This window comes from Streptomyces sp. NPDC107581, assembly GCF_055657175.1.
Genome location: NZ_JBVKBH010000018.1, coordinates 57,652 through 82,477 on the forward strand (window position 1 = coordinate 57,652; position 24,826 = coordinate 82,477).

At 71.8% G+C, this 24,826-nt stretch carries 25 protein-coding genes and 1 riboswitch; of the genes, 7 read left to right on the plus strand and 18 right to left on the minus strand.

Annotation, left to right across the window (positions count from 1 at the left end):
* Positions 1-197: 197 nt before the first annotated feature.
* The 3 genes from ACZ7P3_RS35180 to ACZ7P3_RS35190 form a co-directional block, all read right to left on the minus strand.
* Positions 198-965, minus strand: coding sequence for a DUF3710 domain-containing protein (locus tag ACZ7P3_RS35180; protein ID WP_472087940.1), 768 nt, complete (start codon positions 963-965; stop codon positions 198-200).
* Between the two features lies 1 nt (position 966).
* Positions 967-1,518: a dUTP diphosphatase gene (dut, locus tag ACZ7P3_RS35185; RefSeq protein ID WP_472088156.1), complete on the minus strand. Its 552-nt coding sequence runs from the start codon at positions 1,516-1,518 to the stop codon at positions 967-969.
* Between the two features lie 152 nt (positions 1,519-1,670).
* On the minus strand, positions 1,671-2,255 hold the full coding sequence (locus ACZ7P3_RS35190) for a PaaI family thioesterase (RefSeq protein ID WP_472087942.1): 585 nt from the start codon (positions 2,253-2,255) through the stop codon (positions 1,671-1,673).
* 113 nt (positions 2,256-2,368) lie between these two features.
* Between ACZ7P3_RS35190 and ACZ7P3_RS35195 the strand changes: the two genes are divergently transcribed.
* On the plus strand, positions 2,369-2,833 hold the full coding sequence (locus ACZ7P3_RS35195; RefSeq protein WP_472087943.1) for a DUF3093 domain-containing protein: 465 nt from the start codon (positions 2,369-2,371) through the stop codon (positions 2,831-2,833).
* Positions 2,834-2,863: 30 nt separating this feature from the next.
* Here ACZ7P3_RS35195 and ACZ7P3_RS35200 read toward each other — a convergent pair whose 3' ends face one another.
* The 4 genes from ACZ7P3_RS35200 to ACZ7P3_RS35215 all read right to left on the minus strand — a co-directional run bounded on the left by ACZ7P3_RS35200 (position 2,864) and on the right by ACZ7P3_RS35215 (position 6,403).
* Entirely contained in the window at positions 2,864-3,784 is a 921-nt protein-coding gene (locus tag ACZ7P3_RS35200) for a hypothetical protein (protein ID WP_472087945.1), read from the minus strand.
* Positions 3,785-3,797: 13 nt separating this feature from the next.
* Complete coding sequence (locus ACZ7P3_RS35205; RefSeq protein WP_005481602.1) at positions 3,798-4,094, minus strand: DUF4193 domain-containing protein; 297 nt, start codon at positions 4,092-4,094, stop codon at positions 3,798-3,800.
* A 393-nt stretch (positions 4,095-4,487) separates the two neighbouring features.
* Complete coding sequence (locus ACZ7P3_RS35210) at positions 4,488-5,744, minus strand: sensor histidine kinase (protein ID WP_472087947.1); 1,257 nt, start codon at positions 5,742-5,744, stop codon at positions 4,488-4,490.
* 5 nt (positions 5,745-5,749) lie between these two features.
* Positions 5,750-6,403, minus strand: coding sequence for a response regulator transcription factor (locus ACZ7P3_RS35215; RefSeq protein WP_031165802.1), 654 nt, complete (start codon positions 6,401-6,403; stop codon positions 5,750-5,752).
* A 414-nt stretch (positions 6,404-6,817) separates the two neighbouring features.
* Between ACZ7P3_RS35215 and ACZ7P3_RS35220 the strand changes: the two genes are divergently transcribed.
* Positions 6,818-6,991, plus strand: coding sequence for a hypothetical protein (locus ACZ7P3_RS35220; protein ID WP_023546087.1), 174 nt, complete (start codon positions 6,818-6,820; stop codon positions 6,989-6,991).
* 219 nt (positions 6,992-7,210) lie between these two features.
* On the opposite strand, the gene ACZ7P3_RS35225 is transcribed toward ACZ7P3_RS35220, so the two are convergent.
* Complete coding sequence (locus tag ACZ7P3_RS35225; protein WP_472087949.1) at positions 7,211-8,026, minus strand: inositol monophosphatase family protein; 816 nt, start codon at positions 8,024-8,026, stop codon at positions 7,211-7,213.
* 8 nt (positions 8,027-8,034) lie between these two features.
* The gene (locus tag ACZ7P3_RS35230) at positions 8,035-9,162 is read right to left on the minus strand and encodes a ferrochelatase (RefSeq protein ID WP_472087951.1); all 1,128 of its coding nucleotides are present in this window, start codon (positions 9,160-9,162) and stop codon (positions 8,035-8,037) included.
* Between the two features lie 171 nt (positions 9,163-9,333).
* On the opposite strand from ACZ7P3_RS35230, the gene ACZ7P3_RS35235 reads away from it, so the two are divergent.
* Together ACZ7P3_RS35235 and ACZ7P3_RS35240 are read left to right on the plus strand one after the other, a co-directional pair.
* Entirely contained in the window at positions 9,334-10,572 is a 1,239-nt protein-coding gene (locus ACZ7P3_RS35235; RefSeq protein ID WP_472087953.1) for an MFS transporter, read from the plus strand.
* A complete protein-coding gene (locus ACZ7P3_RS35240; RefSeq protein ID WP_472087954.1) occupies positions 10,532-11,851 on the plus strand; it encodes a D-arabinono-1,4-lactone oxidase in 1,320 nt (439 codons plus the stop codon). Before ACZ7P3_RS35235 ends, ACZ7P3_RS35240 begins: the two co-directional genes overlap by 41 nt.
* Here the strand turns inward: ACZ7P3_RS35240 and ACZ7P3_RS35245 are convergent.
* On the minus strand, positions 11,775-12,647 hold the full coding sequence (locus ACZ7P3_RS35245; RefSeq protein WP_472087956.1) for a hypothetical protein: 873 nt from the start codon (positions 12,645-12,647) through the stop codon (positions 11,775-11,777). The two genes, ACZ7P3_RS35240 and ACZ7P3_RS35245, sit on opposite strands and share 77 nt — an antisense overlap.
* 482 nt (positions 12,648-13,129) lie before the next feature.
* On the opposite strand from ACZ7P3_RS35245, the gene sepH reads away from it, so the two are divergent.
* Positions 13,130-14,170 (plus strand): septation protein SepH, encoded by a 1,041-nt coding sequence (gene sepH / locus ACZ7P3_RS35250; protein ID WP_472087958.1) that lies wholly within the window; start codon positions 13,130-13,132, stop codon positions 14,168-14,170.
* 65 nt (positions 14,171-14,235) lie between these two features.
* On the opposite strand, the gene ACZ7P3_RS35255 is transcribed toward sepH, so the two are convergent.
* Positions 14,236-15,087, minus strand: coding sequence for a sulfurtransferase (locus tag ACZ7P3_RS35255; RefSeq protein ID WP_472087960.1), 852 nt, complete (start codon positions 15,085-15,087; stop codon positions 14,236-14,238).
* A 318-nt stretch (positions 15,088-15,405) separates the two neighbouring features.
* On the opposite strand from ACZ7P3_RS35255, the gene ACZ7P3_RS35260 reads away from it, so the two are divergent.
* A complete protein-coding gene (locus ACZ7P3_RS35260) occupies positions 15,406-16,197 on the plus strand; it encodes a VOC family protein (RefSeq protein WP_472087962.1) in 792 nt (263 codons plus the stop codon).
* An 18-nt stretch (positions 16,198-16,215) separates the two neighbouring features.
* Here the strand turns inward: ACZ7P3_RS35260 and ACZ7P3_RS35265 are convergent, their stop codons facing one another.
* Genes ACZ7P3_RS35265 through ACZ7P3_RS35285 form a run of 5 tightly spaced genes read right to left on the minus strand, consistent with a single transcriptional unit; the run spans position 16,216 to position 22,034 of the window.
* Positions 16,216-16,866 (minus strand): thymidine kinase, encoded by a 651-nt coding sequence (locus tag ACZ7P3_RS35265; RefSeq protein ID WP_472087963.1) that lies wholly within the window; start codon positions 16,864-16,866, stop codon positions 16,216-16,218.
* Positions 16,867-16,909: 43 nt separating this feature from the next.
* Positions 16,910-18,106 (minus strand): alkaline phosphatase family protein, encoded by a 1,197-nt coding sequence (locus ACZ7P3_RS35270; protein ID WP_472087964.1) that lies wholly within the window; start codon positions 18,104-18,106, stop codon positions 16,910-16,912.
* On the minus strand, positions 18,106-18,702 hold the full coding sequence (locus ACZ7P3_RS35275; protein WP_472087965.1) for a DUF5998 family protein: 597 nt from the start codon (positions 18,700-18,702) through the stop codon (positions 18,106-18,108). The genes ACZ7P3_RS35270 and ACZ7P3_RS35275 overlap by 1 nt, the downstream gene beginning before the upstream one ends.
* Position 18,703: 1 nt before the next feature.
* The gene (locus ACZ7P3_RS35280; RefSeq protein ID WP_472087967.1) at positions 18,704-19,117 is read right to left on the minus strand and encodes a hypothetical protein; all 414 of its coding nucleotides are present in this window, start codon (positions 19,115-19,117) and stop codon (positions 18,704-18,706) included.
* Between the two features lie 16 nt (positions 19,118-19,133).
* Positions 19,134-22,034, minus strand: coding sequence for a bifunctional acetate--CoA ligase family protein/GNAT family N-acetyltransferase (locus ACZ7P3_RS35285; RefSeq protein WP_472087969.1), 2,901 nt, complete (start codon positions 22,032-22,034; stop codon positions 19,134-19,136).
* A gap of 178 nt (positions 22,035-22,212) precedes the next feature.
* Here ACZ7P3_RS35285 and ACZ7P3_RS35290 point away from each other — a divergent pair, with 178 nt between their 5' ends.
* Positions 22,213-22,494, plus strand: coding sequence for an HPr family phosphocarrier protein (locus ACZ7P3_RS35290; RefSeq protein WP_030021209.1), 282 nt, complete (start codon positions 22,213-22,215; stop codon positions 22,492-22,494).
* 401 nt (positions 22,495-22,895) lie between these two features.
* Here the strand turns inward: ACZ7P3_RS35290 and ACZ7P3_RS35295 are convergent, their stop codons facing one another.
* Together ACZ7P3_RS35295 and ACZ7P3_RS35300 are read right to left on the minus strand one after the other, a co-directional pair.
* Positions 22,896-23,591: a GntR family transcriptional regulator gene (locus ACZ7P3_RS35295; protein ID WP_472087970.1), complete on the minus strand. Its 696-nt coding sequence runs from the start codon at positions 23,589-23,591 to the stop codon at positions 22,896-22,898.
* 269 nt (positions 23,592-23,860) lie between these two features.
* On the minus strand, positions 23,861-24,616 hold the full coding sequence (locus tag ACZ7P3_RS35300) for a M23 family metallopeptidase (RefSeq protein ID WP_472087972.1): 756 nt from the start codon (positions 24,614-24,616) through the stop codon (positions 23,861-23,863).
* 12 nt (positions 24,617-24,628) lie between these two features.
* A riboswitch (cyclic di-AMP (ydaO/yuaA leader) is annotated at positions 24,629-24,792 on the minus strand.
* Positions 24,793-24,826: the final 34 nt, after the last annotated feature.

The window sequence follows — 24,826 nt, forward strand, 5'->3', positions numbered from 1 at the left end:
CGCACACGAAGGGGCCGCCTCCCCGGGACCGTGCGGCGTGCGGCGTGCGGCGTGCGGCGTGCGGCGTGCGGCGTGCGGCGTCGTAACGACCGCATGCAGAAGGGCCGCACCCCCGGGACCGGGACACGAGCGCACGCGAAAGGGCCGCACCCCGGGACTGGGGTGCGGCCCTCGTACTGCTCGGTCGAGCGGTGTGCTCAGCGGACCTCGGTGATCTCCGGCCCTCGCTGCAGCTGGCCCATGCCGCCGGAGAAGCGCGAGCCCTCCTCCTGCTGGACGCCCTCGGGAACCATCTGGGCGTCGTTCGGCAGCTTCAGGACGATCGGGTCGCGGGGCGCCATCGGGCCCTCACCGCGGACCACGACCGTGTCCCGGAAGATCTGCTCCAGCAGACCGGCAGCCTGCGGCTGCACGGCACCCTGGCCGGAGATCACACCGCGCAGGAACCAGCGCGGACCGTCCACACCGACGAAGCGCACGACCTGGAAGCCGCCGGTGCCGTCCGGCAGCTGCACCGGGACCTGGGCCCGCAGTTCCCAGCCCAGCGGGCCCTCGACCTCGTCGACGATGCCACCCTGCTGGGTGATACCGCCCGCGATCTCCTCGCGGACCTCGCCCCAGATGCCCTCGCGCTTGGGCGCGGCGAAGGCCTGCAGCTGAACGGCGCTGTCGCGCAGCACGACGGTCGCCGCGACGATCGCGTCACCGGCGACCTCGACCCGCAGCTCCATGCCGTCGACGCCCGGCACGAAGAGACCGCCGAGGTCTACACGCCCCTCGGCCGGGTCGCGCACCTCGGTGCTGTCCCACGGCCCGTCGGGCCGGGGCACGGGCTCCAGCCGGACGCGCTCGCGCCCGGCCTCGTCCTCTTCCTCGTCCGCCTCGGTGTCGACGCTGTCGACGACCTGCTCGGCCTCGCCGGCCGCGTCCTCGGCGGCACCCTTCTTCTTGCGACGTCCGAACACGTCACTGTCCTTCCCGGTCGGATACGACCGAAGCGTATCGATTCCCACCCGTCCTGCCGCCCATGGCGGCCGGACCGTTTGAGCCGCTTTCGCCGCCCACCGCGGCATGACCGCCGGTGGACCCGAAGCCCCCTTCGGCCCGCACCGAGCCGGGAAGTTCCGCGACCTCCTGGAAGCGGACCTTCTCGACCTGCTGGACGACCAGTTGGGCAATCCGGTCGAAGCGCTCGAACCGCACGGCCTCGCGCGGGTCGAGATTCACCACGATCACCTTGATCTCCCCACGGTACCCGGCATCAACCGTCCCCGGGGCATTCACGAGCGCGACACCGCAGCGGGCGGCGAGGCCCGAGCGCGGGTGCACGAAGGCCGCGTACCCCTCCGGGAGGGCGATCGACACACCCGTGGGCAACACCGCCCGCTCACCGGGTTTCAGCTCACGGGCCTCGGTGGTGCGCAGATCGGCCCCGGCGTCCCCCGGGTGCTCGTACGCCGGAAGCGGTACGTCCGGGTCGACGCGGCGGATCAGCACGTTCAGGGGATCCCGGCGCACGGGGCTCGGGAACTCCTCGGGGCGCACAAGGTTGTCGGCACTCATGGCGTTGTCGGCACTCATGGCGTTGTCGGCACTCACGGGATGGTCGGCGCTCACAGGGCTGTCGGCACTCACGGGGTTGTTTCGGGGACTCACGGGGCTGTCGGGGCTCACGGGTTCACCTCGAAGGCGCGGGCCCGCCGGATCTGGTCCGGGTCGCTCATCGCGGCCTGGATCTCCTCCCGGCGGCCGTGGTCGATGAAGTGGTCGACCTTCACCTCGATGAAGAGGGCGTCGGCACGCACGGCGACGGGCCCGTCGGGGGCGCCGATGCGCCCGGTGGCGGTGGAGTAGATCTTCCGCCCGGCCACGGCCGTGACCTCGGCCTCCAGGTACAGCGTGGTGCCCACCGGGACCGGCCGCACGAAGTCGGTCTCCAGCCGTCCGGTGACGGCGATGGTGCGCAGCAGCCAGTTCAGCGAGCCGAGGGTCTCGTCGAGGGCGGTGGCCAGCACTCCGCCGTGCGCGAGGCCCGGAGCGCCCTGGTGGGCGGGCTGCACGGTGAACTCGGCGGTCAGCGAGACACCCTCGCCGGCCCGGGCCTCCAGGTGCAGCCCGTGCGGCTGCTCGTGGCCACAACCGAAACACTGTTCGTAGTGGGCACCGAGAAGCTCGCCGGGCGCGGGGGCATCGGGGTGCCGCACCGGTGTCACGGCGTCGGCGGGAGGCTGAAGAGCTGCGGAACTACCACTCACAGCCGCAGACCTTACCCGCCCGCCCGTCCCTCACCACCGCCCTGTCCGACAGCGCCCCGCCCCCGGCCGCCCCGACTCGGGCCGTATCCCGCCACCGTGCCAAGCTTGGCCTCATGCAGCTCTCCGCCACCCCCTACGAAGAACGCCTCACCGCCCCCCGCTCGTGGTGGCTGATCAGCTTTCTCGTGGGTGTCTCGTTCGCCCTGATCCTGCTCCCCTTCGGCACCCTGCCGCTGCTCGGCGGCCTGGTGGGCGGCACGGCCGCGGCCGCGGTGGTCGCGAGCTCCTACGGCTCCCTGCGCATCCGCGTGGTCGGCGACTCCCTGATCGCCGGCGAGGCGAAGATCCCGGTGTCGGCGCTCGGCACGTCCGAGATCCTGGACCCGGAGGAGGCCCGGGCCTGGCGCACGTACAAGGCCGACACCCGCGCCTTCCTGCTGCTGCGCTCGTACATCCCCATGGCCCTGCGCGTCGAGGTCACCGACCCGCAGGACCCGACGCCGTACCTGTACCTGTCGACCCGCGAGCCGGAACGACTGGCGGCCGCCATCGAGGCGGCCAAGGCCGAGCAGGCGTAGAACGCTTCTCCCCGGGGACTTCGGCGGAGCTCAGTCCCAACGCTCCTCGGGAAGCTCGGCGATCGTCAGCGCGTCCGCCGGCTTCTCCAGGGGCGGCAGCTGCGGCAGCGCGTCCCACGGCACCTGGATCTTCCGCAGGTCCGCGCGGATCCGTGCGGCGAGTCTCTTCGTGTCGCGGCGGTTCATGACCGCTCCCACCGCCGCGCCCACCATGAACGGCATGAGGTTGGGCAGGTCCCGGACCATGCGCTTCATGATCTGCTGGCGCAGCTCGCGTTTCATCTGGCCGCCGAGGGCCGTGTTGATCGTCGACGGCTTCATCACGTCGATCCCGCGCTCCCCCGACCAGGAGGACAGATACGCGGTGCTGCGGGCTTTCACGTTGCCCGGTGGCCGCACGCCGTAGACCTCGTGCAGCTCGGCGATGAGCTTCAGCTCGATCGCCGCGACTCCGGTGATCTCCGCTGCCAGCTCCGTCGGCATGGCCGGCGGCACCGGCAGCATCGCCGCCGCCCCGACCCCGGCCCCGACCGTGGAGGTCGCGCCGGCCGCGCCCGCCACGAGCTTGTCGGCGAGTTCCTCGGGTCCGAGGCCCGGGAACTGCCTGCGCAGCGTCGCGAGGTCACGTACGGGGATACGCGGGGCGATCTCGATGATCCGGTCCGCGAGGTACGCCAGCCCCGCCCGAGCGCGGCTGCCGCCCCTACGGGCGCCTTCCCGGGCCAGTTGCCGGGCCTTGTCACGGATCACCGCGGCCCGTCGCCGTGCGACGGGCGCGGCCTGTTCCGTCGGCGTCACCGGCCCGCCCGGGCCGGACGCCGACTCGAGCGAGGCTCCCGGATCCGGTGAGCCCCGCCCGTCGTCACGCGCGCCGTACGGGCCGCTGGACGGCCCTTTGTCCGCTCCCGGCAGGGGAAAGCGGCGCTTCCGTGGAGGGGTCGAGCCAGTCACGGCCGACCCGTCCTCAGTCGCAGTCGCGGCAGATCGGCTGGCCGTTCTTCTCGCGGGCCAGCTGGCTGCGGTGATGGACCAGGAAGCAGCTCATGCAGGTGAACTCGTCCTGCTGCTTCGGCAGCACACGGACGGCCAGCTCCTCGTTCGAGAGGTCGGCGCCCGGAAGCTCGAGGCCCTCTGCGGCCTCGAACTCGTCGACGTCCACCGCCGAGGTGGACTTGTCGTTCCGGCGAGCCTTCAGCTCTTCCAGGCTGTCCGAGTCGACGTCATCGTCGGTCTTGCGTGGAGTGTCGTAATCGGTTGCCATGTCGCTCTCCCCCTCTGGGTGTCTGCGGTGTCTCCAGCGCACGTAACGCGTGAGAGGCCGGACTTGTGCCCGACCTGAGGCGGAGATTTTGCCTCACATCAAGGTCTGTTACTCAATCGACACCCAACCCGACTCCTCAAGAGTGATCGGCTTGGATGGCGGTGAGGACCGTACACGGTTCCAATGTCGCACCTCAAAGGCGCCTCACCGTGTACTTCCCGTGATCAAGAGCCCTGAAAACCAGGATTTTCCCGGCTTTACGACTCCTGTCATGATCACGGAGAGTACATGGCTGGAAATCCGCCCATGTGATTGATCACACAGGAACAACCGCAAAGGGCGGTCAGAAAATTCCGCGCGAAGCGAACATCCTCTGTGCGTGTCGGACCCTCGTCACAGCGGCAGGGTGACGCGCATCACCAGGCCCCCGCCCTCTCGGGGCTGCGCCGCGATGTGCCCGCCGTGCGCACGGGCCACGGAGCGGACGATGGACAGGCCGAGGCCCACGCCCTTGTCGCTGCCGGTGCGCTCCGTACGCAGCCGCCTGAAGGGCTCGAAGAGATTGTCGATCTCGTACGCCGGCACGACCGGCCCGGTGTTCGACACCGTGAGCACCGCCTGGTGGTGCTCGACCTCCGTGGCGACCTCGACCCAGCCGCCCTCGGGCACGTTGTAGCGCACCGCGTTCTGGACGAGGTTCAGCGCGATCCGCTCCAGCAGCACGCCGTTGCCCTGCACCACCGCGGGCTTGCGCTCACCGCGGATCTTGACGCCCTTGGCCTCGGCCTCGCCGTGCACCTGGTCGATGGCCTGGGTGGCCACCTCGGCCAGGTCTACGGGTTTGCGCTCGACGATCTGGTTGTCGCTGCGGGCGAGCAGCAGCAGGCCCTCCACCAGCTGCTCGCTGCGCTCGTTGGTGGCCAGCAGCGTCCTGCCTAGCTGCTGCAGCTCCACCGGCGCGTTCGGGTCGGACAGGTGCACTTCCAGGAGCGTGCGGTTGATCGCGAGCGGGGTGCGCAACTCGTGGGAGGCGTTGCCGACGAAGCGCTGCTGGGCCGTGAAGGCCCGCTGGAGGCGCTCCAGCATGTCGTCGAAGGTGTCCGCCAGCTCCTTCAGCTCGTCGTCCGGCCCGTCCAGCTCGATCCGGCGGGACAGGTCCGAGCCGGCGACCTGGCGGGCGGTGCGGGTGATCCGGCCCAGCGGGGACAGCACCCGGCCCGCCATCGCGTAACCGAACGCGAAGGCGATCACGGCGAGGCCCAGCAGTGCCAGCAGCGAGCGGCTGAGCAGGTCGTCCAGGGCCGTCTGACGCTGCTGGTCCACGCAGTGGGCGATCGCGTCGTTGAAGTCCGACAGCGGCAGCGTGCTGGAGTTGATCGCGGTGATCGCGGGGCAGTTGTCGCTGGAGACCCGGATCTGCGAGCCGCTGACGATCTTGAACAGCGGCTGGTTGCCGGTGCTGATCGCCTGCGCGGCGAGCAGGTAGATGATCGACAGCAGCAGGATGCCGGCGATCAGGAACATGCCGCCGTACAGCAGCGTGAGCCGTATCCGGATGGTCGGGCGCAGCCACGGGAAGGGAGGCTGTGGCCTGCGGGGGTCCCAGGTGGGCTTCGGGGGCGCCTGGGGCGGCACGGGTGTCGCGGCCATGGCGATCAGATCCGGTAGCCGGAGCCGGGCACGGTGACGATGACGGGCGGCTCGCCGAGCTTGCGGCGCAGCGTCATGACCGTCACCCGCACCACGTTGGTGAACGGGTCGGTGTTCTCGTCCCAGGCCTTCTCCAGCAGCTGCTCGGCGGAGACGACCGCGCCCTCGCTGCGCATCAGCACCTCCAGCACCGCGAACTCCTTGGGCGCGAGCTGGATCTCCTTGCCGTCGCGGAAGACCTCGCGGCGGTTGGGGTCGAGCTTGATGCCGGCGCGCTCCAGGACCGGCGGCAGGGGCACGCTGGTACGGCGGCCGAGCGCACGCACGCGGGCGATCAGCTCGCTGAACGCGAAGGGCTTGGGCAGATAGTCGTCGGCGCCGATCTCCAGCCCCTCGACGCGGTCGCTGACGTCACCGGACGCGGTGAGCATGAGCACGCGCGTGGGCATGCCCAGCTCCACGATCTTGCGGCAGACGTCGTCACCGTGCACGAGCGGGAGGTCGCGGTCGAGGACGACCACGTCGTAGTCGTTGACGCCGATGCGCTCCAGGGCGGCCGCACCGTCGTACACGACGTCGACGGCCATGGCCTCCCGGCGCAGTCCGGTGGCCACCGCATCGGCGAGCAGCTGCTCGTCCTCGACGACGAGTACGCGCACGTCGCTTGTCCTTCCTGTGTCCACCCGCGTAGCGCGCAGTGAGCGCGTGCGGGCAGGAGTGTCCGTGGGATGGTGACCTCCATCCTGCCCTTTTCGGCCATAAGTCGGCTGTAAGGCGGGGTCCTGGCCGCAGGGATCCGGGCACTGGAGCGGGAATGCGAGATTTTCTCTTCCGGTTAGGTTTCCGCGGAAGGGAGCGGGGGGAGGACGGCTTTACACCCCGCGATCACGCTCTGCATGTGCCGCAACACCATGCGGTACTACTCGTTCCGCTTCTGCAGAGCGGACGTGGGTGTCCGGCACCGTCGCCGCCCGGCAGGGCAGCGCTGGGCACCCGCAGGAGACGTGATCGCCCCTCCCGAACCGGCACACCCCCGTGCCACCGACCCACGACCCAGGACGAGGGGGCGCAGCATGGACGCATTCACCGCAGGACTTCTGCAGCGCATAAGGGCGACCGAGTCCGACCTGTCGCGGGCTCGTGACGAGGGCGACGACTTCCTCGTCGAGGTGGAGCAGGCCGAGCTCGACGACCTGCGCCGTCTCGCTGCCGAACACGGTGTGGAGGTCGGCGCGTCACGCGTCTGATCCGATCAACCCGCAGCACAGGACAAGACCCCGGCGAATCCAGCGCCGGGGTCCTGTTTTTTCCGCCCGCGTCCGGAGCCTCCGGCCGGCGGCTCCCGCCTGCGAAGCTGCCGTCCGGTGACCCCCGCTTGCGAAGCTGCCGCTCGCTGGCCCCTGCCTGCAAAGCTGCCGTATGGCGGCCCCCGCCTGCAGGGCTGCCGTCCGGCGGCTCGGCTCCGCTCAGTCGTGCCAGGCCCCGAAGCCCTCCAGCAGCTGCTGGAGGGGCTCGAAGACCCCGGGGGAAGCGGCGACCGTCAGATCGCGTGACGGCCGCTCTCCGGGCCGTCCGCCGGTCAGGGCGCCCGCCTCCCGGGCGATCAGGTCGCCCGCGCCGAAGTCCCAGGCGTTCAGGCCGCGCTCGTAGTACCCGTCGAGCCGGCCGCAGGCCACGTCGCACAGGTCGACCGCCGCCGAGCCGCTGCGCCGGATGTCGCGCAGCAGCGGCACGAGCCGCCCGGCCACCTCGGCCTGGTGGGCGCGGACCTCGGCGACATAGTTGAAGCCGGTGGAGACCAGCGCCTGCTCCAGCGGGGGCGCGGGACGGCAGGCGAGCGCGCGTTCGCCCTCCCACGCGCCGGTCGCCCAGGCGCCGCCGCCGCGTACCGCGTGGTATGTCTCGCCGCGCATCGGGGCCGCGACCACCCCGACGACACTCTCGCCGTCGTGCTCGGCCGCGATGGACACGGCCCAGGTCGGCAGGCCGTACAGGTAGTTCACCGTGCCGTCGAGCGGGTCGATCACCCAGCGGATGCCGCTGGTGCCCTCGGTGTCGGCGCCCTCCTCGCCGAGGAAGCCGTCGGCGGGGCGGTGGCCGGAGATCAGATCGGTGATCAGCTTCTCCGCCGCGATGTCCATCTCGGTGACGACGTCGATCGGGCTCGACTTGGTCCTGGCCACCGCCAGGTCGGCCGGACGGCCGTCCCGCAGCAGCTCACCGGCACGGCGCGCCGCCTCCTGGGCCAGGTCGAGCAGTTCCCTGTGCAGGGTGTCGGTCACGGGTCTCCTCACGCGTAGGGGCTGTCGGCGCCCGCGGCGGCCGGGCGGGGGGAACGGGCCGGGCAGCAGCCGACCGGGCAGAGGTCGTGGCTCGGGCCGAGCGCGCCCAGGGCGCACGGTGTGACCTCCTGGCCGCGCTCCACGGCGGCCCGTTCCAGGATCAGCTCACGGATCGCGGCGGTGAAGCGCGCATCGGCGCCGACGGTGGCCGAGCGGCGCACCGGCAGCCCCAGCTCCCCGGCCTTGGCGGTCGCCTCCGTGTCGAGGTCGTAGAGGACCTCCATGTGGTCGGAGACGAAGCCGATGGGCGCCATGACGACGGCGGGGGCACCCGCGTCGTGCAACTGCTCGAGGTGGTCGCAGATGTCCGGCTCCAGCCACGGGATGTGCGGGGCGCCGGAGCGGGACTGGTAGACCAGCCGCCACGGGTGGTCGACGCCGGTGCGCTCCCGGACGGCCTCGGCGATCATCTGGGCCACGTCCAGGTGCTGTTCGACGTACGCACCGCCCTCACCGTGGGCCTCGACGGGGCCGGAGGTGTCGGCGGCGGCGTCCGGGACGGAGTGGGTGGTGAACGCGATGTGGGCGCCGCCGCGGACGTCCTCGGGCAGGTCGGCGAGGGAGCGCAGCACGCCGTCGATCATGGGCTCGACGAAGCCGGGGTGGTTGAAGTAGTGCCGCAGCTTGTCGACCTTCGGGGGTGCGACGCCCTCCTGCTGGAGGGTGGCCAGCGCGTCGGCGAGGTTCTCGCGGTACTGGCGGCAGCCCGAGTAGGAGGCGTAGGCGCTGGTGGCGAGGACCAGGATGCGGCGGCGGCCGTCGGCAGCCATCCCGCGCAGGGTGTCCGTCAGGTACGGCGCCCAGTTGCGGTTCCCCCAGTAGACCGGCAGGTCCAGGCCGTGCTCGGCGAAATCCTTGCGCAGGGCGTCCAGCAGGGCACGGTTCTGGTCGTTGATGGGGCTGACCCCGCCGAACCGGAAGTAGTGCTGCCCGACTTCCTTGAGGCGTTCCTTGGGAATGCCGCGCCCGCGCGTGACATTCTCCAGGAACGGGACCACGTCGTCCGGGCCTTCGGGGCCGCCGAAGGAGAGCAGGAGCAGGGCGTCGTACGGGGTGGCATCGAGCGCGTCTGGCATGACTCGATCCTGCCACCCGGCTCCGACAGCGGGGCAACAGCGGGGTGAAGAGTCGAGTTCCAGTGGGTTTAGTCCGGTATTTCCCGCTGCGCTTCCCGATGCAATTAGGGTCACCTAACTCGTAAGCTGTATCGGCAGCCTTCGCGCCTTACGACCCGCCCCGGAGACCACGTGACCAGCCCCTACCGCAGCCTGTTCGCCGAGCCCGGCACCAAGGGCTTCTCCGCCGCCGGTTTTCTCGGCCGGATGCCGCTGTCGATGATGGGCATCGGCGTGGTCACGATGGTCTCCCAGCTCACCGGGCGCTACGGCCTCGCGGGCGCGCTGTCGGCCACCATCGCGCTGGCCGCCGCCGCGATCGGACCGCAGATATCCCGGCTCGTGGATCAGCACGGCCAGAGCCGGGTGCTGCGCCCCGCGACCCTGGTGGCGCTCCTGGCCGCCACCGGGCTGCTGCTAGCCGCGCATCTGCGGTGGCCCGACTGGGTGCTGTTCGTCTGTGCGGCCGGCATCGGCTCGGTGCCGAGCCTGGGCGCGATGATCCGGGCCCGCTGGGCGGCCCTGTACCGGGGCACGCCCAAGCTCCACACCGCCTACTCGTTCGAGTCGGTGGTCGACGAGGTGTGTTTCATCTTCGGACCGATCATCTCCATCGGCCTGTCCACGGCCTGGTTCCCCGAGGCGGGCCCCCTGCTGGCCGCCTGCTTCCTGGCCGCCGGTGTCTTCTGGCTGACCGCCCAGCGCGCCACCGAGCCGGAGCCGCACCCGCGCGAGCGGCACGACGGCGGCAGCGCACTGCGCTCGGCCGGACTCCAGGTGCTGGTGGCCACCTTCGTGGCCACGGGGGCGATCTTCGGCTCGGTCGACGTGGTCACCGTCGCCTTCGCCGACGAGCGCGGCCACAAGGGAGCCGCGAGCGTGGTGCTGGCGCTGTACGCGGCGGGATCCTGTGTCGCGGGCGTGGTCTTCGGGCTGCTGCGGTTCGCCGGGGCACCGGAACGTCGCTGGCTGCTGGGCGTGACGGCGATGGCCGTGAGTATGATCCCCCTCCTACTGGTCGGAAACCTGCCGCTTCTGGCCGTGGCGCTGTTCGTTGCGGGGCTGTCCATCGCACCGACGATGATCACGACGATGTCCCTCATCGAAGAGCACGTACCTCGCGCGAAGCTCACCGAGGGCATGACCTGGGTGAGCACCGGCCTCGCGGTCGGGGTCGCGCTCGGCTCCTCCGCGGCCGGCTGGGTGATCGACGCAGCCGGGGCGCGCGCCGGGTACGGGGTTCCGGCCGTGTCCGGAGCCGTCGCGGTCGCGGTCGGTTTCCTCGGGTACCGCCGGCTCCGCAGGCCGGCCGCGGGTCGGGGAGGCACCGTTGAGCACCACAGCGAGCGCGAAGAACGGAACCTGGCGTAACTGGGGCGGCAATGTCGCCGCCCGCCCCGCACGGCAGGTCATGCCGGCGTCGGTGGAGGATCTGGCCGCCGCGGTGCGCCGGGCCGCCGAGGACGGCCTGAAGGTGAAGGCGGTCGGGACCGGGCACTCCTTCACCTCGATCGCCGCCACCGACGGTGTATTGATCCGCCCTCAACTGTTGACGGGGATCCGCAACATCGACCGGACGGCCATGACCGTCACGGTCGAGGCGGGCACCCCGCTCAAGCGACTCAATGCGGCCCTGGCGCGCGAGGGTCTCTCGCTCACCAATATGGGCGACATCATGGAGCAGACCGTCTCCGGTGCCACGAGCACCGGCACGCACGGCACCGGCCGGGACTCCGCCTCCATGGCCACCCAGATCAGGGGGCTCGAACTGGTGACGGCGGACGGCTCGGTGCTCACCTGTTCGGAGAAGGAGAATCCGGAGGTCTTCGCGGCCGCCCGCACAGGCCTCGGCGCCCTCGGCATCGTCACCGCGATCACCTTCGCCGTGGAGCCGCTCTTCCTGCTCACCGCGCGCGAGGAGCCGATGCCCTTCGAACGGGTGACGGCCGAGTTCGATCAACTGTGGGCCGAGAACGAGCACTTCGAGTTCTACTGGTTCCCGCACACCGGCAACACCAACACCAAGCGCAACAACCGCAGCGCGGGGCCCGAGCAGCCGGTGGGGCAGCTGGCGGGCTGGTTCGAGGACGAGTTCCTCTCCAACGGCGTCTTCCAGGTGGCCCAGTGGGTCGGCCGCGCGGCGCCCGCGAGCGTTCCGGCCATCGCCCGGATCTCCAGCAAGGCGCTGTCCGCGCGGACGTACACGGACATCCCTTACAAGGTCTTCACCTCGCCGCGCCGGGTGCGCTTCGTGGAGATGGAGTACGCCGTCCCGCGCGCGGCCCTGGTGGAGACGCTGCGTGAGCTGAAGGCCATGGTCGAGCGCTCCGGGCTGCGCATCAGCTTCCCGGTCGAGGTGCGCACGGCCCCGGCCGACGACATCACCCTGTCCACCGCCTCCGGCCGGGACAGCGCGTACGTGGCCGTCCACATGTTCCGCGGAACGCCCTACCAGGCCTACTTCACCGCCGCCGAGCGCATCTTCACCGCGCACGAGGGCCGGCCGCACTGGGGCAAGGTGCACACCCGGGACGCGGAGTACTTCGCGGAGGTCTACCCGCGCTTCGAGGAGTTCACGGCGCTGCGGGACCGCCTTGACCCGGAACGGCTGTTCCAGAACGACTACTTGCGGAGGGTTCTGGGGGCGTAGGCGTCGCCGCGGACCCGCTGGGCGTGGGGGCCGGGGTGGCCGAGCCACCGCTCGCTCCCCCGCCCTGGGACCCGCCCGGGGAATCGCCCGTCGACCCGCCCGGGGAATCGCCCGTCGAGTCACCCGGGTCATCGGTGGAGTCACCCGGCGTGGGCGTCGACGGGTGCGAGGCGCCGCCGTCGCCGGACGGGGCGCCGCCGCTCGCGGGCAGGTCCGAAGGGGACCAAGAGGGCTTGTCCTCACCGGATTTCGACGGTGCCGAGCCCCGGCCGGTGACCGCGTCGCTGACCGTCGTCCCGCTGCCACCGCTGAAGCTGTTGCCCGACACCAGCTCGTACGTCGTGATGCCGGCCATGGTGACGCCGAAGACGAGGCCGGCCGCGAGGAAGGGCCGCTTCCAGCTCTTCACGCGCGCGCGGTAGACGGTCCCGGCAGTGAACTGACCCGGAGCCGCAGGCACTTGCCCTCCGGACTCCAGCCCCTTCGGCTCCCACCCCTTCGACTCCAGCCCCTTCGGCTCCTGCCGGCTCGGCTGCGGCTCCCCGGACTCCTGCTCCTTCGGCCGGCCGACGACCGTGGCCTCCCGGAGCTGCTCCCCGGTGCGCCGGAAGAAGTGCTGGAAGAGGCTGCCTCCACAGGTGGCGACGATACTGACGACGCCGGCCCCGAGGATCGTGCCGTACACCCCGAAGTACGAGGCCAGTTTGGCCGCCACGACCGCCGCCAGGGCACCTCCCGCGACCTGGGGGACGTTCAGGTCGATCCTCCTGCGACCCGCGTCGGGCGATTCACGCATACCCGGAACTTGCCTCCCTTTCCCGTACTTGAGCGATATCGGTCGACCGCCCGCACGAGAAAGGGACGTGCGAACGAAACCATTAGTTCCGTTTCTGGGGATTGCGTGAAGTTCACCACGTTCGTGATCACCGAAACCCGTTGACGGACGGCCGAGTTGCACGCCTTGCCAGAACTTGGGCGGCGCGCCGATCCACGCACGTGGCCCAAATGGAGTACTGTTGCGAGCCCTGGGTCCGGTCTCCCACCAGGGTGTCCGCGGCCTTGCAGGACCGCCGGGAGGGGGGCTAGTTGCACAGGGTGACGGTGTTGGTCACTTAGCGTTGCGAATAGGTAACCGTGCCATAACGGCGACCCAGGGCCCGTGCCCGACACGCCGGGCAACTCGGCAAGGTTGTGGCAGGCTGCACCCGGGCAGGCCACACTCGACTAGCGGAAGCAGCGACGCACGTGACGTCGGCAGGCACCACCCGGGAGGTCCCCATGCCCGAACTGCGTGTCGTGGCCGTCTCGAATGACGGCACACGGCTGGTGCTGAAAGCTGCCGACTCCACGGAGTACACGCTTCCGATCGACGAGCGGCTGCGTGCCGCCGTGCGCGGCGACCGGCCCCGCCTCGGCCAGATCGAGATCGAGGTGGAGAGCCATCTCCGCCCCCGCGACATCCAGGCCCGTATACGTGCTGGTGCCACCGCGGAAGAGGTCGCCCAGCTCGCCGGTATCCCCGTGGACCGGGTGCGGCGCTTCGAGGGCCCCGTGCTGGCCGAGCGTGCCTTCATGGCCGAGCGGGCCCGCAAGACCCCGGTCCGCAGGCCCGGCGAGAACTCCGGCCCGCTGCTCGGCGAGGCCGTCCAGGAGCGGCTGCTGCTGCGCGGCGCCGAGAAGGACACCGTGCAGTGGGACTCCTGGCGCCGCGACGACGGCACCTGGGAGGTCCTCCTCGTCTACCGGGTCGCGGGCGAACCGCACTCGGCGAGCTGGACCTACGACCCGCCCCGGCGGCTCGTCCAGGCGGTCGACGAGGAGGCGCGCTCGCTCATCGGCGAGTCCGACGACCTCGCGGTGCCGGAGCCGAGTTTCCCGTTCGTCCCGCGCATCGCCCGGCTGCCGCGCGACCGTTCGATGGACCGTGCCCTCGACCGGGGCGACCGGGAACGGCCGAGCCTGCCGGCGCAGCCCTCCGAGCCCGCCGAGGAGAGCACCGGCGAACGCGACTCGCTCACCAGCCTCCTGGAGGCGGTGCCGAGCTTCCGGGGCGACCTGGTGGTCCCGGAACGGCCGTCGGAGACCGTGGAGGAGCCCGCCGACGAACCCGGGACGGAGGAGCCCCCGGCGCCCGCCGCCTCGGCCGGCTCGGCCTACGCGGACGTCCTGATGCCCCGTTCGGTCGGCAGCCACCGCGACCGTCTCATCGGCGCGACCGACCGCCAGGCCGAGGCCGACGGTGTCCGCCCCGGCCGCCGGGCCGCCGTGCCGAGCTGGGACGAGATCGTGTTCGGCACCCGGCGCAAGAAACAGGAGTAAACCGGCCGTACGTCCGTATGAAGTGGGGGCACGCGTACGTGCCCCCACTTTCCGTTTCCGGCTGCCTACTGCGGATCAGCGCCCACCGCGACCGGACGGGACGGGTCCGAGGACCACTCCGACCAGGAGCCGACGTAGAGGGCCGACGGGATGCCCGCGACCGCCAGGGCCAGCACCTCGTGCGCGCCCGAGACGCCCGAACCGCAGTACACACCGACCTCCGCGTCATCGGAGACACCCAGGGCCTTGAAGCGGTCCCGCAGTTCCGCCGAAGGCAGGAAGCGGCCGTCCGGACCCACGTTCTCGTTCGTCGGCGCCGACACCGCGCCCGGGATGTGCCCGCCCACCCGGTCGATCGGCTCCACCTCGCCGCGGTACCGCTCCCCCGCGCGCGCGTCCAGCAGCACGCCCGCGCGGGCCAGGGCGGCCGCACCGTCCGCGTCGAGCAACCCGGCCGCGCCCGGCGCCGGTTCGAAGTCGCCCTCGGCCGGAGCCTGGACGTCCGTCGACAGCGGGCCCTCCCAGGCGGGCAATCCGCCGTCGAGGACCCGCACGTCCGGGTGACCCGTCCAGCGCAGCAGCCACCAGGCGCGCGCGGCCGCCCAGCCCTGCCCGCCGTCGTAGACGACGACCGGCCGGGCGGCCGACACGCCCGCGCGGCGCATGGCCGCGCCGAACTCCGCGACGTCCGGCAGCGGGTGCCGGCCACGCTCCCCGGGGGCCGAGGCCAGCTCCCGGTCCAGGTCGACGAAGACCGCACCGGGGATGTGCCCCGCCGCGTGCTCGGCCCGGCCGTCGAAGGCCGGGGCGCCCGCCGCCTTCGCCATGCTCAGCTGCCAGCGGACGTCCAGCAGGACGGGCGGGCGCTGCGCGGTCAGGTCCTGGGCCAGTTCTGTTGCGGTGATGATGGCTGTCATGACGTCCATCCTTACGCCAGGGGTGGCCGCGGCGTCCAGGTCCGGCTACTCTGCTCCGCCGTACAGGGTTGATCACGAGGCGTACGGGATCGGGCACACGCTGTACGGCTGACGGACACCCGTCGTCCATCGTCAGGAAGCCGCGTAAGACGGCAGACCGGACATCCTCCCGGGGGTACCGCCCAGGCAACGGCGCGGCACGGCATGCGGCACACCGGAGGATGCGGGTACCGGCACAGGCGTGCACGCACCAGCGGCACAGCCTCCGGGGAGCGGAAGCGACACGGCCACCGTGAGGGGCCGGGGAGAGAGTGATCGATGACCGAGGCACGGGAGTCGGCCGGTCCACACGCACGGCGCGTGCCCGGCACGCCCAGCTGGGTGAGCCTGATGGTGCACGAGCTGGGCGCGACCGAGAAGTTCTACGAGGCGCTGTTCGGCTGGGAGTTCCGGCCGGGTCCGCAGCAGCTCGGCCCCTATGTGCGGGCGCTCCTGGACGGGCACGAGGTGGCGGGCATCGGCCAGCTGCCGCCGGACCGCCGGCTGCCGGTCGCCTGGACGCCCTACTTCGCCTCCGACGACGTCGACCGGACAGCCGACACCGTACGGCTGTGCGGCGGCACGGTGGCCGTCGGACCGCTGGACGCCGCCGAGGCCGGGCGGCTGGCCATCGCCTCCGATCCCTCCGGAGCGGTGTTCGGGATCTGGCAGGGGGTGGCCCACCTCGGCACGACGATCAGCGGCGTGCCCGGCACACCGGCCTGGAACGAGCTGCTCACCTTCGAGACCGAGAGCGTCACCAAGTTCTACGAGACCGTGTTCGGATACGGCGAGGAGCCCGTGCTCTCCGCCGGATTCGACTACGTGACCCTGGACGTCGGGGGCCGCCCGGTGGCCGGTGTCCACGGCATCGGCCACGGGCTGCCCCGGGACCGTGGGCCGCACTGGCTGACGTATTTCGAGGTCGCGGACGTCGACCGGACGCTACGGCAGGTCCCCGACCTGGGCGGCCGGGTACTCCGGCAGGCCCACGACAGCGAGCACGGCCGGGTCGGCACGGTGGCGGATCCGGAGGGTGCGGTCTTCTCGGTGATCCAGAACCCGCGCTGAGCCGCGCACGGGCGGCCTTCAGGCCGTGGACACCGGCAGGACGTCCGGGGACAGGGCCGCCGCGCGGGCCGACGCGGCGGTCATCCGGCGCCGGTGGTGGCGGCGGCACAGCACCTCGTAGCCGACCTCGCCCGCGGACTGGTTGACGTCGCCGACGACCACCTGGGCGCCCTCCACCACCATCTCGCCGCCTATCGTGCGGGCGTTGTGCGTGGCGCGGGCGCCGCACCAGCACAGCGCCTCGACCTGGAGCACCTCGATGCGGTCGGCCAGCTCGACCAGCCGCTGGGAGCCCGGAAAGAGCTTGGAACGGAAGTCGGTGGTGATCCCGAAGGCGTAGACATCCAGACCGAGGTCGTCCACCACGCGCGCGAGCTGGTCGATCTGCCCGGGCGCGAGGAACTGCGCCTCGTCCGCGATCACATAGTCCGCGCGCCCGCCCTGGGAGAGCTGTTCCACCAGGTACGCGTAGAGGTCCTGGCCGTCCTCGACCTCCACCGCGTCGGTGACCAGGCCCAGCCGGGAGGACAGCTTGCCCTCGCCCGCCCGGTCGTCCCGGGTGAAGATCACGCCGGCCAGACCGCGCGCGGAGCGGTTGTGCTCGATCTGCAGCGCCAGCGTCGACTTCCCGCAGTCCATCGTTCCGGAGAAGAACACCAGCTCGGGCATGAGGAGTTGAGCACCTTTCGGCAAGGGGGTGGGGGCAGGGGCGTCAGGAGCGTACTTCGAGCAGCGGGACCAGCTGCTCGGCAGGGGTCATCGAACCGTGGTTGCCGACCAGCGCCGACTCCTTGGGCTCCCGCTCGGAGGCGATGACCAGGACGTCGTCGTGCGCGGCCGCGACCACGTCACCGATGCGTGCGTACACGCGTTCGTCGAACGCGCCCGGCGGCCCGAACCAGCCCGCCGCGATCGCCTCGTCCCGCGAGGCCACCCAGAACTGCTCGCCGAGCACCTCGCGCCAGACGGTCAGTACGTCGTACTCGGCGCCCGGCACCGCGTACACGTGCCGCGCCCGTCCCTCCCCGCCGAGCAGGGCGACGCCGGCGCGCAGCTCCCAGTCCTCGTCGAAGTCGATGCGGTGCTGCTCGTCGAACGGGACGTCGACCATGCCGTGGTCGGCGGTGACGTACAGCGCGCTGCGCGGCGGGAGCTGCTCGGCGAGGCGCTGGGCGAGCCGGTCGACGTACATCAGCTGTCCGCGCCAGGTGTCGGAGGCGACGCCGTAGCGGTGGCCCGCGCCGTCCAGCTCGGCGTAGTACGTGTACACCAGGGAGCGGTCCCCCGCGGCCAGTTGCCGGGCGGCGAGGTCCATGCGGTCCTCGCCGGTCAGCCGTCCGTGGAAGGTGCCGCCGCTGAGCGCGACCTTGGTGAGCGGGGTGTGCTCGAAGGCGGGCGAGGACACCTGGGCGGCATGTACGCCGGCCTTGTGGGCCAGCTGGAAGACCGTGGGGTACGGCTGCCAGGGGCGCGGCTCGGTGTACGGCTGCCAGCGGAGCTGGTTCATCAGCGCGCCGGTGGCCGGGTTGCGGACGGTGTAGCCGGGCAGGCCGTGGGCGCCCGGCGGCAGACCGGTGCCGACCGAGGCGAGGGAGGTCGCGGTCGTCGCCGGGTAGCCGGCGGTGAGCGGGCGTCCGGTGCCGCCGCGCGAGCTTGCGAGCAGCGAGCACAGGAAGGGCGCCTCGTCGGGGTGTGCCCTGAGCTGCTCCCAGCCCAGCCCGTCGATCAGGAAGACGCAGACGCGGTCGGCCGGCGTCAGCTCCGTGATCGTGGCGGTCATGCCGGGGACGCCGAGGCCGGCGGCCAGGGTGGGCAGCAGGTCGGCGAGCGAGCCGGTGCCGTACTCGGGCAGCGGCGCGGAGTCCAGGGCCAGCGGTTCCGGGTGGTCCCAGGAGGAGAGCTGGGACATCAGCGCGTGATGTCCGCGGTCGCCTCGGAGATGGCCTGCGCGAAGGCGAGCGCCTGGCGCACCGTCTCCGGGCCGTCCCCGGCCTCGCTGACGCGCAGGCTGAGGTCGTCCGCCGTGGAGCTGCCCGTGTAGCCGTGGTCCGCCTCACAGTTGGGGTCGCCGCAGGCGGCGGGCTCCAGGTCGATACGGCTGACCGCGCCCCAGCCGATCGTCAGTACGACCTCGCGGGGCAGGGTGCCCGGCGTGTACTGCTCCGGGTTCGCGACCACCCTGCTGACCACGACCGACGAGATCCGGCCGAGCTTCACGGACTCGGTGGACGTCGTGGCGTACGGGGTCGGGGAGGTGCTGTCGGCGGCCTGCTCGTCGGTGTGGCTGACGATGAAGCGGTTGCCGGTGAGGACCAGGACGGTCACATGCCGGCGCACCTCGTTCTGGTCGAACGTGGTCTCCTGGTGGACCAGGTACGACCGCATGGGCTCGCCGCCCACAGCGGCCTCCACCGCCTCGGCCACGAGGGCCGGGTAGTAGCCGCTGCGCTCGATCGCCGCGCGCAGCCCCTGGGTCGTCGTACTGGTCTTGGCCATGGCGTCCATCTTAATCCGTGGGCAAGGGAGGTCCGGGCCAGTCGCGCGTACCGAGAGCGGCTTCGGCACCGGCGTGCGGCCGCCGCGGGACGAACCCCGGCAGGATGTCCAGCCGCTCGGCGGCGACCAGACAGGAGACCGGTTCGCGGCCGCCGGCGTCCGCTTCGAACGCGACCACGAGGGGCGGTGATTCGCCGAGCGTCCGCGCGAGACGCGCCGTCTCCGCAGTCGTGGGCGGGCGGAAGACGGGGTCCTGGAAGGCGGGCGGGCAGGACACGAAGGCCGGGGCGACGAAGACGAGCTCCAGGCCGTGGTGGTACGTGAGGTCGGGTCCGGTGGCGAGCCGCAGCTGCCCGGCGTCCCAGACGATCACCTCCCAGTCCCACCAGCTGCCCTCGGGCAGTGCCCGCCCGGCGATCTCCATGTGCCCCCCACCCCGCTCAGTAGACCGGCAGCGTGCGCGGGCCGAGGTCGTCGCGGGCGGGCGGCGGCGCGAGCCGCACGGTGGCGCCGAGGACGCTCACGCCCTGCTGGGCGACGACGACCGGCTCCAGGGTGACGGCCACGACCTCGGGGTGGTCGTCCACGAGCCGGGACACCCGTAGCAGCAGCTCTTCCAGCGCGGGCGTGTCCACCGGCGTCGAGCCGCGCCACCCGAACAGCAGGGGTGCCGTCCGGATGGACCGCACCAGCGCGCCCGCCTCCCGGTCGGTGACCGGCACCAGCCGGTGCGCCATGTCCCCGAGCAGCTGCGAGGCGGCCCCGGCCAGGCCGAAGGACAGCACGGCCCCGGCGGCCGGGTCGATCACCGCGCGGACGACGGTGTCCACTCCCCGGGGCGCCATCGACTGCACCACCGGCCGCAGCTCCTCGGGCTCCCCGAACAGTCCGGTCAACTCGGCGTAGGTGCGGCGCAGTTGTTCCTCGTCCGCGAGGTCGAGCCGTACGCCGCCCAGGTCGGCGCGGTGGCGCAGGTGGGGGGCGGTCGCCTTGAGGGCCACGGGATAGCCGAGGGAGCGGGCGGCTTCGGCGGCGGCGTCCGGGGCGGGTGCGGGCAGTGCCCTGCGCACCTGGATGCCGTACTTCCCGAGCAGCTCGCAGGTCTCCGCCTGCCCGATCGTGAACCCCTGGCCGCGCTCCAGCAGCCCGGCGATCAGCTGGGCGGCCCCCTTCTCGTCGATGTCGTCGTACTCCGGCACCTTGCCCGGGTCCGCGGCCTCGCGCCGCCACTGTCCGTACTTCACCGCTTCGGCGAGCGCCCGCACGGCACGCTCGGCGGCCGGGTAGGCGGGGATGAGGCGGGTTCCTTCCGGCGGAAGGCCCTGCGGAGACGCTCCCGCGGTGGGGGGGTGTTCCCCGGGGGGCAGGTGTTCCGCGGGGGGACGGGGGCCCTGCCGCCCGGGTGGGGCCGGGAGCAGGGGAAGAGGGTTGCCGTCCTCGGCGCCGGGTGCCTTCGAAAGAGCCTGTGGTGACGTACTGGCCGCCGCCGACAGGGCCTCCGCCAGCCCCCCGAGCTCCACATGCACCACGAGGACCGGCTTCCCGGGCACCCCCGCCGCGGCCGACCTCAGCGCCTCCGCCAGCTCCGCGTCCCCCGGTGCCCCTTCCCCGATCGCCGGAATCGCCGTGACGACCACCGCATCACACGTCTCGTCCGCCAGCGCCCGCGCCAGCGCCCGGTGGAAGTCCCCCGCGGTCGCTCCCGTCGTCAGGTCCAGCGGACGCGACGGCCGCAGTCCTTCCGCGAGGCACCGGTCGTACGTCAGTACGCCCAGCGACTCCGAGTTCCCGAGGATCGCCACGCGGGGCCCCGCGGGCAGCGGCTGCCGGGCGAGCAGCAGGCCCGCGTCGACCAGCTCGGTGATCGTGTCGACCCGGATCACCCCGGCCTGCCGCAGCAGGGCGGAGACGGTCGCGTGCGGCAGCCGTGTCGCCCGTACCGCGTGGCCCTGCGGCGCCGAGCCGACCCCCTCCACCACCACCAGGGGCTTCGCCGCGGCCGTGCGCCGGGCCAGGCGGGTGAACTTCCGCGGATTGCCGATGGACTCCAGGTACATGAGGACGACGTCGGTCTCCTGGTCGTCGTACCAGTACTGCAGGACGTCGTTGCCGGAGACGTCGGCCCGGTTCCCGGCGGACACGAAGGTGGAGATGCCGGTGACCCCGGTGACCCCTCCCCCGCGCCGGTGCAGCCGGGACAGCAGTGCGATGCCGATGGCCCCGGACTGCGCGAACAGCCCTATGCGGCCGGGGCGCGGCATCTCGGGGGCCAGCGAGGCGTTCAGACGGACGTCGGGCGCGGTGTTGATGACGCCGAAGGCGTTCGGGCCGATGATCCGCATGCCGTACGCGCGCGCGTGCCGGACGAGGGCCCGCTGCCGCTCACGCCCCTCGGGCCCGCTCTCGGCGTACCCGGAGGAGAGCACGACGAGACCCTGGACGCCGTGCTCGCCGCACTCGGAGACCACCGCGGGCACGTGCTCGGCCGGTACGGCGACGACGGCGAGGTCCACCGGTCCGTCGATGTCCCGCACCGAGCGGTGGGCCCGCACTCCGTCGATCTCCTTGAGATCCTCGGGGAAGGCCCGGTTCACGGCGTACAGGCCGCCGGGGTAGCCGGCGTCGCGGAGGTTGCCGAGGACGCTGCGTCCCACGCCGCCGGGTGTGCGGCCGACACCCACCACCGCGACGGAGCCCGGTGCCAGCAGCCGCCGTACGGACCGTGCCTCTGCGCGCTGCTCCCGGGCGCGCTGCACGGCGAGGGAGCGGTCGGTGGGTTCGAGGCCGAACTCCAGGCGTACGACGCCGTCCTCGAAGCTGCGCTTCTGGGTGTAACCGGCGTCCGTGAACACCTTGATCATCTTGGAGTTGGCGGGCAGCACCTCGGCGGCGAAGCGCCGGATGCCGCGCTCACGGGCGACGGCCGCGATGTGCTCCAGGAGGGCGGAGGCGACCCCGCGGCCCTGGTGGGCGTCCTGCACCAGGAAGGCGACCTCGGCCTCGTCGGCGGGCGCGGGCGCGGGCATGCCGTCGGCGCCGATGCGGTCGTAGCGTACGGTGGCGATGAACTCGCCGCCGATGGTGGCCGCGAGTCCCACCCGGTCCACGAAGTCGTGGTGCGTGAAGCGGCGGACGTCCTTGGCGGACAGGCGCGGGTAGGGCGCGAAGAAGCGGTAGTACTTCGACTCGTCCGAGACCTGCTCGTAGAAGCTGACCAGGCGGTCGGCGTCATCAACGGTGATGGGCCGGATGCGCGCGGTGCCCCCGTCGCGCAGCACCACGTCCGCCTCCCAGTGGGCGGGGTACTCGTGCCGGTCGCGCCGGTCCGCCGGGCTCTGCATGGGCCCCAGAGTACGGCTCGCGTACGACAACGGCGCGAGGCAGTCTGTGGAGGACGGATGCCGGACCGAGGCCGCGGTCCGGCGCCGCACCGGGGCAGGGCGAGGGCCCGCTCCGGGCACGCTTCGCGATATGGGAAACTGGTCTAGACAACCCTGAGACAGTGAAGGGCAGCAACACATGGCTGAGCGCCGCGTCAACGTCGGCTGGGCCGAGGGTCTCCACGCCCGCCCCGCCTCCATCTTCGTCCGAGCCGCCACGGCCGCAGGCGTCCCGGTGACGATCGCCAAGGCTGACGGCAACCCCGTCAACGCGGCCTCCATGCTGGCCGTCCTCGGCCTGGGCGCCCAGGGCGGCGAGGAGATCGTCCTCGCCTCCGACGCCGAGGGCGCGGACGCCGCCCTGGACCGTCTGGCCAAGCTGGTCGCCGAGGGCCTGGAAGAGCTGCCCGAGACCGTCTGAGCCGTACCGGGAAGCCGCGTCACCTGTTCCGGGTGACGCGGCTTCCGCGTTTCCGGCAGTCGGCCCCGCTTCGACAGCGGGTCCCTCTTCGACGGACGGCCTCTTCCTCTTCGGTGGCCGACTCCTCGTTGGCGGCCGGCCCTTCATTCACGGCCGGCCCTTCGTCGACGGCTGACCCTTGGTCGACGACTGCCCCTGCGTCGACGACTGACCGTTCATTGACGGCCGACTCTTCGTCGACGGCTGACTCTTTTGGCACGGCCGACCCTTTTGAGTGGCCGGCCGGATGAATTCACCGCGGGCACGCCGGCAGCACGCTGTCGCGAATTCACGGCACGCCGGAAAACGGCAGCGAAAATACACGTCCACCGAATATCCACTCTTTGTATACGGCGCCCTTGTTAATACCGCAGGCTCGGCGTGTTTACGGCGTGTTGCGAGTTCCTCACACGCTCCGCGCGGTCGCCCGCGGAGGCGAACCGCAGCCGGTGCGCGGCCGTCACGCGCTCGGCGTGCAGCGCCGTGATCGCCCGCGCGCGCTCACTGTCGCCGCGCGCCACCGCGTCCACGATCGCGCCGTGCTCCGCCCAGGACTCCACCGGGCTCGGCGGCACCTCCACCGCGTAGACCCAGGCGATCTTGTGCCGCAGCTGGGTGAGCATCGAGGTCAGCGAGTGGCTGCCGGAGGCCTGCGCGAGCGTCTCGTGGAACCAGCCGCCGAGCGAGCGCAGATCCTCGCTGCTGCCCCGCCTGGCCCGCTCCTGGCCCAGCCTGACCAGACCGCGCAGCACCTTCAGGTGGGCCTCGGTGCGCCGATGAGCGGCCCGGGAGGCACCGAGGGGCTCCAGGAGCATCCGCATCTCCAGCAGGTCGGCGGCCTCCTGCTCGGTCGGCTCGGCCACACAGGCGCCCGCGTGCCGCCGGGTCACCACGAAACCCTCCGCCTCCAGGGTGCGCAGAGCCTCGCGGACGGGGACGCGCGAGACGCCGTAGCGGCGGGCCAGGACTTCTTCGGTGAGCCGGCTGCCGCGCTTGTAGACACCGGAGACGATGTCGTCCCGGATCGCCGTACACACCGACTGCGCCGGAATACGCATGACCGACCTCCGCCTTAATCCCCGTGAAACGTCGACATGGACGTGTGTTCCGTGACTCTATTGCAATGAGTCGGAATTTCCGACGGCAGGCCTGAATCCATGGATATTTTTTGGACAGCCGGTGCGACGGGCGCAGTGAAAAACGGCAAAAGCCCCGGCGTGTGAGCCGGGGCTTGGGGTGCCGTGCGCGCGGTCGTCGGACCTTCACGCCGTGCTCGCGGTCGGACGATGCGCCGCGCTCGCGGTCGGACGATGCGCCGTACTCGCGGTCAGGCGTTCACGCCGTGCTTGCGGAGGTAGGCGACGGGGTCGACGTCCGAGCCGTACTCGGGGGTCGTACGGGCCTCGAAGTGCAGATGCGGTCCGGTGACGTTGCCGGTCGCGCCGGACAGGCCGATCTGCCGGCCCGGGGTGACCTTCTGGCCCACGGTGACGCCGATGGACGACAGGTGGCCGTACTGGGTGTACATGCCGTCGGCCATCCGGATCACGATCTGGTTGCCGTACGCGCCGCCCCAGCCGGTGGAGACGACGGTACCGGAGCCGACCGCGTGGACGGGCGTGCCGCTGGCCGCGTGGAAGTCGATGCCGGTGTGGGAGCCGGAGGACCACAGGGAGCCGCCGGTCTTGTAGCCCGTGGAGACGTACGAGTTCGCGATCGGGGCTACGAAGGCGTTCAGGCGCTTGCGCTCGGCCTCGCGGGCGGCACGTGCGTGGGCCTCGCGGTCCTTCCTGGCCTTCTCGGCAGCCGCCTTGGCCGCTGCCTCCTCGGCCGCCTTCTGCTCGGCGGCCTCCTTCTGAGCGCTGGCCTGCTCGTCGATCTGCTCCGCGAGCGTGTCGCTCACGGTGATCACCGGGGTGAGACCGGTCTGCTCGGCGGAGTTCTCCGCGGCGATCGCCGGGGTGGCCGCGAGGCTGCCGATGACACCGGTGCCGGTGAGGGCCGCGATACCGGCCGCCTGGGCGGTGGTGCGCTTGACCCGGCCGGGCTTGCGGTGCTTCCCGGTGGCGCATATGAACGCCATGAAGTGGCTGGTCCTTTCCTTCCCTCTCGCCTACCGGGTTAGCTGACGGGTTCGGAGCAGGAAGGTCTCCTACGGACCCCCTCGCTCGTGCGCGGGCGTCCGATTCACCCCAGGGACTGCGATGGGTCCCCGGCTCCCCTGGCTCGCGCCGTACGGGGACTCGGCGATGACTGTCCGGTGCCGCGGGCGCGGCGCACTGCCTGACGAACA